The organism is Kitasatospora sp. NPDC088264 (genome assembly GCF_040685715.1).
In the GTDB taxonomy this organism is placed as follows: domain Bacteria; phylum Actinomycetota; class Actinomycetes; order Streptomycetales; family Streptomycetaceae; genus Kitasatospora.
On record NZ_JBFBIR010000057.1, the window covers coordinates 42,110 to 53,643 of the forward strand.

The 11,534-nt window shown below is 72.2% G+C and carries 9 protein-coding genes and 1 pseudogene; 5 read left to right on the plus strand and 5 right to left on the minus strand.

The annotated features are described in order from the left end of the window. The first annotated feature begins 58 nt into the window (after nt 1–58). Nucleotides 59–595 carry a nitroreductase/quinone reductase family protein gene (locus tag AB0O82_RS31130; RefSeq protein ID WP_363587247.1) on the plus strand — a complete coding sequence of 179 codons (537 nt, stop codon included), beginning with the start codon at nt 59–61 and terminating at the stop codon, nt 593–595. A 567-nt stretch (nt 596–1,162) separates the two neighbouring features. On the opposite strand, the gene AB0O82_RS31135 is transcribed toward AB0O82_RS31130, so the two are convergent. After that, nucleotides 1,163–2,824 carry a hypothetical protein gene (locus AB0O82_RS31135; RefSeq protein ID WP_363587248.1) on the minus strand — a complete coding sequence of 554 codons (1,662 nt, stop codon included), beginning with the start codon at nt 2,822–2,824 and terminating at the stop codon, nt 1,163–1,165. A 1,317-nt stretch (nt 2,825–4,141) separates the two neighbouring features. On the opposite strand from AB0O82_RS31135, the gene AB0O82_RS31140 reads away from it, so the two are divergent. Further along, the gene (locus AB0O82_RS31140; protein WP_363587249.1) at nt 4,142–5,305 is read left to right on the plus strand and encodes a protein-L-isoaspartate O-methyltransferase; all 1,164 of its coding nucleotides are present in this window, start codon (nt 4,142–4,144) and stop codon (nt 5,303–5,305) included. A gap of 314 nt (nt 5,306–5,619) precedes the next feature. Here AB0O82_RS31140 and AB0O82_RS31145 read toward each other — a convergent pair whose 3' ends face one another. Together AB0O82_RS31145 and AB0O82_RS31150 are read right to left on the minus strand one after the other, a co-directional pair. Continuing rightward, nucleotides 5,620–5,919 (minus strand): hypothetical protein, encoded by a 300-nt coding sequence (locus AB0O82_RS31145; RefSeq protein WP_363587250.1) that lies wholly within the window; start codon nt 5,917–5,919, stop codon nt 5,620–5,622. 354 nt (nt 5,920–6,273) lie between these two features. Then, nucleotides 6,274–6,420: a hypothetical protein gene (locus tag AB0O82_RS31150; protein WP_363587251.1), complete on the minus strand. Its 147-nt coding sequence runs from the start codon at nt 6,418–6,420 to the stop codon at nt 6,274–6,276. A 175-nt stretch (nt 6,421–6,595) separates the two neighbouring features. Between AB0O82_RS31150 and AB0O82_RS31155 the strand changes: the two genes are divergently transcribed. Further along, nucleotides 6,596–8,305, plus strand: a complete 1,710-nt coding sequence (locus tag AB0O82_RS31155) for an FAD-dependent oxidoreductase (protein WP_363587252.1) — start codon at nt 6,596–6,598, stop codon at nt 8,303–8,305. Here the strand turns inward: AB0O82_RS31155 and AB0O82_RS31160 are convergent. Further along, complete coding sequence (locus tag AB0O82_RS31160) at nt 8,289–9,338, minus strand: polyprenyl synthetase family protein (protein WP_363587253.1); 1,050 nt, start codon at nt 9,336–9,338, stop codon at nt 8,289–8,291. The genes AB0O82_RS31155 and AB0O82_RS31160 overlap by 17 nt on opposite strands. Nucleotides 9,339–9,765: 427 nt before the next feature. Between AB0O82_RS31160 and AB0O82_RS31165 the strand changes: the two genes are divergently transcribed. Together AB0O82_RS31165 and AB0O82_RS31170 are read left to right on the plus strand one after the other, a co-directional pair. Further along, entirely contained in the window at nt 9,766–10,974 is a 1,209-nt protein-coding gene (locus AB0O82_RS31165; protein ID WP_363587254.1) for a cytochrome P450, read from the plus strand. Then, the gene (locus tag AB0O82_RS31170) at nt 10,971–11,201 is read left to right on the plus strand and encodes a ferredoxin (RefSeq protein WP_363587255.1); all 231 of its coding nucleotides are present in this window, start codon (nt 10,971–10,973) and stop codon (nt 11,199–11,201) included. The genes AB0O82_RS31165 and AB0O82_RS31170 overlap by 4 nt, the downstream gene beginning before the upstream one ends. 91 nt (nt 11,202–11,292) lie before the next feature. Here the strand turns inward: AB0O82_RS31170 and AB0O82_RS31175 are convergent. After that, a pseudogene (locus AB0O82_RS31175) lies at nt 11,293–11,534 on the minus strand (hypothetical protein); the annotation flags it as partial.

Here is an 11,534-nt window from a genome sequence, read left to right on the forward strand (position 1 = left end):
CCATCGGGTCAGTTGACCTCTGTTACTTGACCTCTGTTACTGCGCCACCGAGGACTCGATGCCGACGCCGTCCTGCACGCCGACGAGTCGATCCGTGGGCAACTGGTCAAGGGCGCGATCCTTGAGAAGGACCAGAGCACGGGCGGGCAGAACTCGTCGCTGGGCTGCCCCACCACCCGAGAAGCCCCCTGACCAGCCTCGATGGCCGCGCGGGCAGCCGGTCGAAAGCCGCGAGGAATCCTGCCGCCCGGCTGCTGCCGCGCAGGGTGGATACGGAGAGTGCTGGATCACGGTGGTCGGCCCGCACGTCACGCGACAGGTCCAGGTCCAGGTGCTGGAGCGGCGCGGCCTCGTCCGTCGCGTCGGCGCGCCCAAGAATCCGACCTGGTACCACAACCTGGTCGCGCATCCGCGGGTCGAGCTCCAGGGCGGCGGCGTGCGCCAGGACATGACGGCCCGCGAGGTCGAGGGCGCGGAGCGGGAGCTGTGGTGGTCCCGCGCGGTCGAGGTCTGGCCGGACTACGCCGAATACCAGACGAAGACGGACCGGGTGGTCCCTGTCTTCGTGTTGGAGCCGGAGACCGCCGGCCGTTGACCCCGAACGGCTCGGGCGGGACCCGGACGGTCAGAAATCGCCCACCCGCCCGAGCCCTTCGACCTGCCGTGCCGAATCGTCGTACCTGCGAGGGTCTTCGAAAATACCGGCTGGGGTGTTTTTCCCTGCGGCGATAACGCGGACGGGAGTCCGGTCGGCGCTACCTGCGACCCGCCGGCCACTTCGGGGCGGTGGCCGCCTCCCGCTCCTTCCTTCCCTCCCTCCCTCCCTGCTGCGCGGACCCACCGGCGCAGCCGAGCCCTCGCCGCCGGAACAGACCACCCCACCGGCCGTCGACGTCATGGCGTAGCCCCGCGCGCTGTCGGCGGCCGCTACCGGCACCGTGGAGGGAGGCTTCCCGGGCTCGAACCCCCGAGCGGGTCCGGGAAGCCGTACCAACGGCAACGGCCTCAGCACAATGCCCTCTCGCTGGGGGGCAGCCGGAACTTCTGGCTCGATTCCGCCGCCGATGCCTTGCTCTGCGGGCGGGGTTCCGCCCGTCCACGCCGGACGGCCCGGCCCTCATGAGGAGAGCCGGGCCGTTGCGATCTCGGTTCGGGTGGTGGGTCAGCTGGCGGGGGTGCCGACGATGTTGGTGAGGTCGACGGTGGCCCATTGGCCGTTGGGTTGGAGGGCGGTGAGGCTGAGGTGTCCGCCGTCGGTCGAGCCGCGGGAGTAGATGGCGAGGGTGCCGTCGGGGTCGGTGGTGGCGCTGAGGGCGCCGTCGGTTACCGGGGTGCCGACTTTGTTGGTGAGGTCGGTGGTGGCCCAGTGGTTGGCGGTGTCCTTGTAGGTGATCTGCAGGTGGCCGTTGGCGGCGTTGGCACTGACCACGCCGGTGACACCGTTCTTCATGGTGAAAGCACTGGGCGCGCCACCCGCCGAGACCGGGGTACCGACGACGTTCGTGAGGTCGACCGTCGCCCACTGGCCGTTCGCATACCTGGCGGTCCCCTGGAGATGACCGTCGACACTGCGGGAGTAGATCATGAGGGTGCCGTCGGAGTCGGTCGTGGCACTGAGCGCGCCGTCGGTGGCCGGTGTGCCGGCCTGGTTGGCGAGGTCGGTGGTCGCCCACTGGCCGGCGGCGTCCTTGTAGGTGATCTGCAGGTGGCCGTTGGCGGCATTCGCGCTGGCCACACCGACGGTCCCGTTCTTCTGGGTGAAGGTCGCGGGCGCCCCACCCGCCGATATCGGGGTGCCGACGACGTTGGTGAGGTCGACGGTGGCCCAACTCCCGTTCGGCTGGAGAGCGGTGAGACTCAGATGCCCGCCATCGTTCGAACCACGGGAATAGATCGCGAGAGTGCCATCGGGATCCGTCGTGGCACGGACCGCACCCCCGGTGACCGGCGTACCGACCTGGTTGGTGAGGTCGCTGGTGGCCCACTTGTCGGCGGCGTCGCGATACGTGATCTGCAGGTGGCCGTTGGCGGCGTTGGCGCTGGCCACGCCGGTGACACCGTTCTTCATCGCGAACGCACTCGGCGCGCCACCCGCCGAAATCGGAGTGCCCACGACATTGGTGAGGTCGACGGTCGCCCACTTGTCGGTCGGATACCTGGCAGTCCCCTGAAGATGACCGTCGACGCTGCGGGTGAAGGTGTAGGCCGTGCCGTCGACACCACTCACCGAACTACCGTCACCAACCGCCGGCACCCACGCCGAACCCGGCGCCGGGTCGTTGACGACGTTCTTGTAGCGCAGTGCCTTGTAGTCGCCGTTCGGGTGCGAGTCGAGGGCCGCGGCGTTGATCGAGACCCCGGTCCGGTGCTTCACCGGTGTGCTGCCGAAGGAGTAGTACGAGAAGGTGGTGCGGGCGGCGTCGTCCCACTTCTCGAAGAGGATGACGTGGTCGTAGTACGAGTTCAGGATGTCGCCCGGCATCAGATCGCTGCGGCTGATCTGGTAGGTGAAGCTGTCCGCGAGGCCCTGCGTGTTGGCGCTGGTGCCGAGGTGCCAGGCCATCGAGACATAGCCCGAGCAATCCGTGCGGTAGGAGCGGCCGGAGGAGTCCGGGTACGAGCCGCCCTGGTCGTAGCCGATGGACTTGCCGTACCAGTACTGGGCACGGGCGAGGATCTCCGATCGGGTGATCTGGCCGCCGACCGAGGAGGTCGTCGCCGCGTACGAACTCCCGGCGGTGACGGCCGTGACGACCACGGCACCGGAGGCGGCGATGGCGGCGGCGAGCGTGACGCGCAGCAGCTTGGAGGCGTTCGAAGGCATGACAGCTCCAGCAGGCATGACAGCTCCAGCAGGGAGGAAGGGGTGGGATCGGGCCGTGCGTGGCGCTGAGCGCACACCGGGAGGTGACGGCTGCCCTGCAGGAGCAGCGGTCGGTGACACCTGGTCCGGTGTGCTGCCCCGGGCAGGTGCTCCCTGGCGGCGGTCACCAGTCTCACCACCGGTCAGGAGCCTCGAAAGGACCTTGGGCAGGCCGGAACCGGCCAGGCCCGTTCCGGCCTGCCCGCTCGTTCTCCTTCACCGGGTTCCGGCCAAGTGCTGCTCTACAGTGCGTCGTTGAGTGGCGTTGATCAGGAGGCGAGTCCAGTGAGGCAGAGGTCGCCCGCGCAGTCGAGGGCTGCACGGACCTCTCCCGACTCCACGGTGAGCTCGGTGAGCTCGGCGAACGCGGCGCACGCCGCCGCACCCTGCGCGACTACGTCCTTCCACCGCATCCCGGCCGCCGGTCCGGGGCGACCACACCCCCGACGGCACGGCCTCCCTCGCCCCGCGAAGCCACCCGCTGGATCATGGGCCACCCCGGCCACCTGCGCGAGGATGACCAGCAGCAGCTGAAAGCACTGCTCGCCCGTTCACCCGGGCTCACGGCCGCCGCCGGTCGCGTCCGCACCTTCGTGATCATCACGACCAACCGCGAAGGCGACAAGCTGCGGCACTGGATCGCCAACGTCTGCGCGGACGAGCAGGCCGGCCCGGCCGAGATGGAAGGTCGGGCCCAACTGCCCCGCGCTGGAGCCGTGGTGGAAAGCAGTGAGGCCCAAAACGCCTGTATCGGATGCCCCTACTTCTGGTGGACCCAGCCCAGATGCCACGCCTTCAGGAGATCCACGCCAACCTCGTCGACCGCCTCCAGGGGGCAAAGGAGCAGGGATGGTTCGGCGAGGTCGCCGCCATCGAGACACCCTGGCCGCCGCCGCGCAGAAGCTGGAGGCCATGTGCGAGCGTGCAGCGCAACCGTCTACCGTCCACCTCGGGATGCCCGACCTCCGTCGGGACGCCGACCGGAGCAGCGCCGATTCGGAGGACTGAGCGTCGACCGCTGGAACCCAAGACCCGTGGGCGCGGCGGACGCTCTCGTGCGCGCCCCGTGGGTGCTCCTGCACGCCGTCTACCGCGTGGCGTGGAGGTGCGCGAGGATGGGCGGCCGACCGTGTCCGGCACACGACCGAAGGGGCAGCAAAATGGGTGAGCACGAGAAGCCGCCGCCGGATCCTCAGAAGGGCACGCCGCCTCCCAACAACGCCGACGGCGAGGTCCCTCCGGCTCCGCCGTCCGACGGCAAGCACCGCAAGTAGAACCGTGGCTGACGAGGACTTGGCCGGGCGCCGGGCGCGCCTGGACGCGGAGATGGAGCGGTGCGGGGCGTGGCCGGCCGCTTCGCCGTGGCTGCGTGGCGCCTTCACCGCGCTGCCGCGCGACGCGTTCGCGCCGGACCGGCTGTGGCGGTGGGACAACCGGGCCTACGTGCCGCTCGACCGCTCGGCGGATCCGGACGGCTGGGCGGCCGAGTTGTACTCCGGCGTCTACTCCGCGGCCGTCACCCAGCTCGACGGCGGCCGGCCGTCCTCGTCGCTGTCCGCGCCCTCGGTGGTGGCGGACATGCTGGACAGCCTCAGGGTGGAGCCGGGGCACCGGGTGTGGGACGTCGGTACCGGCCAGGGCTGGACGGCGGCGCTGGCCGCCTGGCGGGCCGGGCCCGGCCTGGTCGTGACCACCGAGGTGGACGGGTACCTGGCCGAATCCGCGCGCGCCCGCCTCGCGGCCGCCGGACTCGACGCCGAGGTCACCCTGGGCAACGGCACCCGCAGCGGCCCGCCCGGCGGCGTCCCGGTCGACCGGCTCCACGCCACTTACGCCGTGGAGACCGTCCCCTGGTCCTGGGTGGCGGCGGTACGGCCGGGCGGACGGATCGTCTATCCCTGGGGGCGGCTGGGCCACGTCGCCCTGACCGTGGCCGACGACGGACGGTCCGCCACAGGATGGGTCCAGGGCCTGGCCCAGTTCATGGGCGACCGGCACGGCCCGGCACAGCCGAGCACCGGCAGCGCCGCCTTCGCGCAGGTGCGCGGCGGTACCGAGCCCGAGACCCGCCAGGCGCTGGACCGTGACTCGCAACTGCTGGACGACTGGGACCTGCGGTTCGCCCTGCGGGTGGCCGTGCCGGACGCTGTGGTGCTCACCGCCCGGGACGACGACGGCCTCAACGCCTGGATCCACGACGGCACCCGGTCGTGGGCGACGGTGACCGCGCGCGGTGACGGCGAGGCGCCGCTGCTTCTTCAGGGCGGACCGCGCCGCCTCGGGGACGAGGTGGTCGCCGCCTGGACCCGGTGGGAGGAACTCGGCCGGCCGGGCCGCTACGACTACGGGATCACCGTCACCCCTGAGGAGCAGTGGGCATGGCAGGGCGGCCCGGGCGGCCCCCGCTGGCCCATCGCGCAGGCAGCCCCGGCCGGACGCTGACCGGGGCGGCGCGGTGGGGACACCGTTGCAGCGCCCCGAGGGCCTACTCGGTGACGGCGCGTCCGGCGTCCCCCGGGCGACGGCCTCCGTTCCCCGGGCGAGGACGGCGGTGGTGAACGAGTCCAGCGGGGCGGGACCGGTCCTGGGGGGCTACCCGTCACGGACCGATTCGTCAGCGCTCGCCCCGTCGGCGTCAGCCGTTGGCTGACGGGCACATCCATCGGTCAAGGTCCGGTGGCACAGGACCTTCTGGAGGAACCGGAACTCCTGACAGGGCCGCGGCGGCCGTCCTCGACCACGGTTGCGGAAAACCCTCAGGCTCCGTGCTCCCGGACTGCCGCGATACCCGCCCGTACCTGTTCCAGTAGGGCTTCCAGGCCCTGTGCCTGCTGCCATTCCTCGGCCGAGTGGTGCCATGTGTGCTGCGTCGCCGGGGCTTCGGGCGGGCCGGCGACGATCTCGACGGTCCGCCTCCCCTTCCGGTCGGGGCCCGCGACCCGCAGGTTCGTGTTCCGGATGTGGAACCGCTTCGGAGAGCTGCCGAAGACCTCCAGGATCCGGCCGTCGAACGTGTAGAACTCTCTGCCTGCCCTGGCCGTGGTCTCGTCGGTCATGGGGTGGCGCTACAGGCGGGGACCCGCGGCTGCCAGGCCTCCGTTCGCCGGCAGGTCCGGGTTCGAGACCCGTGGACAGTCCAAAGGAATCCACGCGATCTCAACTCCTGCAAGCCGAAGGAAACTTGCAGAAGATGATCGTGTCCATCCCGTCGGACGACGACGAGCAGGCAGCCGTCGAGGGCGGCCAGGCAGCCCTTTGACCGGCTGCTCGACCGCCTCGCCGACACACCCACTCCAGTCGGCCCGATACCACGCGAACTGGACGTGCCGGTGACGGCCCGCGTCCCGCCACTCGTCGACGTCCGACAGGGCGAAAACGAGTGCGTGGCCACCCCGAGTTACCCGGCAGAGTCAAGCTGCGATGCCGGTCGTGGTCGGGGGATCGACGGTCTCGGGCGGACCGTAGTCGCTGAAAGCCATCGTGAAGGCGACCGGTGTTCCGTCTGTGGCCCATCGCTTCTCGGCGTAGCGGGTGCGGCCCTGCGTGTCGATCCACATGTCGAGGTCGATGCCGGCCCGGCGGCTCGGGCCGACAACGCGGCCGCGGGGTGCCGGGGGTCGCGGGGAAGGGCTTCGCCGGGGTGACGGCCACGACCTGCTCTATCGTTCCCGTACGGATCGGGTGGGACAGGTGGGACGGGTGAGCGGCCGTGGGCCGGGGAGGGGGTGTGCGGTGTCGGGGCGTTCGGGCCGGACGGTCACGGTGTTGGGCGGTGGGGTGGCCGGGCTGACGGCGGCCATGGAGCTGGCGGAGCGCGGCTTCGAGGTGACCGTGGTGGAGCCCTCCGGGTGGGGCGGGAAGGCCCGTAGTGCCTCGGTTCCGGGGACGGGTACCGGCGGGCGGCTCGACCTGCCCAGCGAGCACGGGTTCCGGTTCTTCCCCGGCTTCTACCGGAGCCTGCCGGACACGATGCGGCGGATCCCCCTCCCGGGATCGCCCTCGGGGGTGGAAGGCAACCTGCGGGAGGCACCGCAGATGCTGTCCGCCCGGTCGGGGAGGATCGGGGAGACGGTCTCCGACGTGTCCCTGGCCGCCGGTCCGAGGACGCCCCTGCAGATCCTGCGGGCCCGGGGCATGAAGCTGGGCGCCGGGGGAGAGCTGAACGAGGAACTGCTGTACTTCGCCAACCGGCTGCTCGTCTACATGACCAGCAGCGCGCAGCGGCGGCTGGGGCAGTGGGAGCAGATGTCGTGGTGGGACTTCACCGCCGCCGACGGCGCCTCCGAGGAGTACCGGAAGGTGTGCGTCGTCGGGGCGACCCGTACGGTCGTGGCGGCCAGGGCGGAGGTGTGCAGCGCGCACACCGTCGGGGGGTTCCTGGAGGCCTTCGGCTACGGCTTCCTCGGCCGGGGCGAGGCCCAGGCCGCCGACCGGGTCCTGAACGCCCCGACCAGCACCGCCTGGATCGACCCCTGGGTGCGGCACCTGGAGCGGCTGGGGGTGCGGCTCGAACTCGGTTGGCAGGTGGAGCGCCTGACGGTGCGGGGCCGCGCTGTCGCCGGCGCCGTCCTGCGCGGCCCGGGCGGCCGGCGGCGGGAAGCGGCCGCCGACTGGTACGTGTGCGCGCTCCCGGTCGACCGGATCGGGGCGCTGCTGGAGCGCGGCCTGGCCGAGGCGGACCCGGAGCTGAAGAAGACGGCGGACCTGCGCACCGACTGGATGGTCGGCCTGCAGTTCTACCTCACCGAGCCCACCCCGATCACCCGCGGCCACGTCATCTACCAGGACTCCCCGTGGGCCCTGACCTCCATCAGCCAGGCGCAGTTCTGGGACACCGACTTCCGCGCCACCTACGGCGACGGGACGGTGGCCGACTGCCTGTCGGTCGACATCTCCTCCTGGGACACCCCCGGAATCCTCTACGGCAAGCCGGCCCGCGACTGCACCCGGGCCGAGGTCGTCGCCGAGGTCTGGGCCCAGCTCGCCGACGCCCTCAACGACGGCCGCCGCCGGACCCTCCACGACGGCCTGCTCCACTCCTGGCACCTGGACCCGGCCGTCAAGAACCTCGACGGCCCCGGTCCCGCCACCAACGACGAGGCCCTGCTGATCAACACCACCGGCTCGTGGACGCTGCGCCCGCGGGCGCGGACGGCCGCGGTGAACCTGTTCATGGCCGGGGACTTCGTCCGCTGCCCGGTGAACCTGGCCACCATGGAGGGCGCGAACCAGAGCGGCCGGGCGGCGGCGAACGCGCTGCTGGAGGCCGCCGGGCACGGGGCCGAGCCGGCCGTGGTCCATGCCCTGTACGAGCCGCAGGAACTGCGCCGCCTGAAGGAGGTGGACGCCGCGCTCTACCGGCAGGGTCGTGCGCACATCCTCGACACCCCGGCGCCCTGGTCCTCCCGCGCCGGGGGCGACCGGTTCAGTGCGACCGGTTGACGATCAGTTCGCAGAGCGCGTCGAGGTCGGCGACGGCACCGGCCACCGCGCCGGGGCCGTCGGCGAGGCTCCGCAGACGGCGTCGGGCCCCGTCCGCGTGCTCGGCGGCGCGCTCCACCGTCCAGCGCCGGCCGCCGGCCTCCTCCACCAGCCGGGCCAGCTCCGCCTCCCCGGCCCGGCCAGGGCCGGCCGACAGCGCGTAGCGGCGGGTCAGTTCGTCGCCCGCCGCAGTGTTCGAGGCCATCGCGGCCACCACCGGCACCGAGAGCTTGCGGGCCCGCAGGTCCGCGAAGACCGGTTTGCCCGTGACCGCTTCGTCGCCCCAGATCCCCAGCAGGTCGTCCACCAGCTGGAACGCCATGCCCAGGTCGTGTCCGAACGCGGCCAGGGTCTCGACCTGCGCCGGCCCGCCGCCGCCGTAGAGGGCGCCCAGCCGACAGGCGCAGGAGATCAGCGACGCCGTCTTGCCCGACACCATCTCCAGGCACTCGGACAGCTCGACGCGGGGCGCGGCCTCGAACAGCACGTCCAGGCTCTCACCGACCGCGAGCTGGATGAGCGTGTCCAGCAGGGCCGTCGACGCTTCACCGGCGACGGCTTCACCGGCGAATGCTTCGCCGTCGGGGCCTGCGAGCACCTCGAACGCCAGCATCAGCAGTGCGTCGGCAGACCGGGTCGCCGCGCCCGGCCCGAACACCTCCCAGGCGGAGGCCCGGTGGCGACGGAGCGCGTCGCCGTCCAGGACGTCGTCGTACAGCAGCGACAGGTTGTGCACCATCTCCACCACCACGGCGGCGGGCACCGCCCGCTCCGGGTCCCCTCCCACCGCCCGGGCGCAGCCCAGTGCCAGGGCCGCTCGAACGTTCTTGCCGCCGTGCCGCCGGTGAGGGGATCCGTCGCGGGTCCATCCGAACTGGTAGGCCGCCACCTGCCCGACCGCGCCCTCCAACTGTCCGACCCAGCGCCGCAGGTGCGCCTCACAGGTGGCAGCCGCGTCCTTGAGGACCGATTCGGCCCGCGCACGATCCGACAACACCCACCCCTGCCTCCCACCCCTGCCTCCCGGCCCGGCCCGGCCCGGCCGCGCCCGGCGACCCGGCCGCCGCCCCACACCTTGGCGGCACCCGGGCGAGCCTACGCGACCGCGTGGCCCGGCGGTCCTGCGATCGGCCGAGGACCGGCAGAAGCGGACGGCGTGCGGGCGCGGCTGATGCCCCGAGGGGGCCGTGCCGCAGGTGTTCTTCACCGAGCCGGGGCCCCGCCCGGTCACCGGACAGGCCGATTTCGCCGGGTGGCTGACTGTGCGTGCCGACGGTGTTACGCTCCCGAGAGAAGAGAGAGCTGACTCTCACTTGTTGGGCCGGGATGCCGCTCATCCGCCCTGGTCCGGACGTGCAGGAGAGGGCGGTTCTGCCAAGCGTTCGCTGCTGTTGTGGCCTTTGGCCGGTGAGGAGACCACCATGACCGCCCCCGCACCGCAGTTACCCTTCGAGCGCCCCGACGCCCTGGACCTGGCGCCGCTGTTCGCGCGTCTGCGCGAGGAAGGTCCGATCACGAGGGTGACGACACCCGCTGGCGACCCGGCCTGGCTGGTGACCCGCTACGAGGAGGCCCGGGAGGTTCTGAGCGACGCCCGGTTCTCCCGGCTGCGCCCCGATTCCGAGGGCGCGCCGAGGATCTCGGAGTCGGCGCTGCACACGCGCCCCGCCCCCACGCCCGAGGAGGAGGACCGCGAGCACACGCGGATGCGGCGGATGCTGGCGCCCGCGTTCAGCGCGCCGCGGATGCGCCGGCTGGGCGAGCGGATCGGGGAACTCGCCGCATCCTGCCTGGACGCGATGGAGGAGGAGCGCTCACGGGAGCCGGAACGCGCCGTCAACCTGCACGACCACCTGTCGTTCCCGTTGCCGGTGATGGTGATCTGCGAGCTGCTGGGTGTGCCGGTCGCGGACCGGGGCCTGCTGCGCGGCTGGTCGGAGCGGATCGCCGCGCTGTACGGCGGGGCCGACGGCGCCGCGGCCATGGCCGAGTTCGAGGCGTACGTGGCCGGCATCGCCGAGGAGAAGCGGAAGAAGCCGGGACAGGACGTGATCAGCGACATCCTGGCCGTGCAGGCGGAGGACCCCTCGTTCACCGAGGGGGAGATGACCCGGCTGGCGGTGGGGCTGCTGTTCGCGGGCCACGAGACGACGTCGGCCCGGATCGACCTCGGAGTCCTGTTCCTGCTGAGCGACACCGGCCGGCGGGACCGCTTCGCCGCCGAGCCCGAGACGCTGGCCCGCGCCACCGTGGAGGAGGTCCTGCGGATGGCCTCGCCCGGTGGCCTGGGCCTGACCCGCTACGCCCGCGAGGACGTCACCGTCGCGGGGACCGCGATCGCGCGGGGCGAGGCGGTGCTGGTGGCGATCAACGCCGCGAACCGGGACGGGCGGGTGTTCGAGGAGCCGGACACCTTCGACCCGTCGCGTTCCCCCAACGCGCACCTGGCCTTCGGGCACGGCGGTCACTACTGCATCGGCAACGTGCTGGCACGCACCGAGATGCAGGTCGCGCTGACCGCGCTGTTCCGGCGCTTCCCCGGCCTGCGGCTGGCGGTGGACGCGCGGAGCCTGCGCGACCACGCCGAACGGCTGGCGGGCGGCCTCAGCGAGGTTCCGGTCCTGTGGTGAACGGGGAGCAGCCTCGCGAGCGGCCGGTCGCGCGGGTGGAGGCGGACACCTCGCGGTGCGTGTCGTCGGGGCAGTGCGCGGTGACCGCGCCGCTGGTGTTCGACCAGGACGAGGACGGGCAGGTCTTCGTGCTCGTTGCCGAGCCCGGCGCACGGGCGGCGGAACTGGCCCGCGAGGCGGCCGCCATGTGCCCGGCCTCGGCGATCCGGGTGCACCCGGCGCGCTAGGCCCTCTCCGGCAGGATCGACCGGACAGGTCTAGCGGTCGGTGGTGTCGGCCGCCCCCACCGCGCGAGGGTGGCCGGCATCCGCCTCGGTGTCAGGGTGTGCGGGTGTGCAGTGTGGGGGCGGGGCAGGGTAGTGGGCGGGCCCCGGTGGGGGTGAGGCCGTCGAGGACGAGGGCCAGGTAGCGGCGCCAGCCGTTCTCGTGGGGTTCCATCGTCCACAGTACGGAGACCAGCATGATGACGATGCGGTGGAGGTCGTCGGGTACGAGGTCGGCGCGGATCGCGCCTGTGTGCTGACCGCGTGCCAGGAGGGCGTCGAGGGCGGCGAAGAACT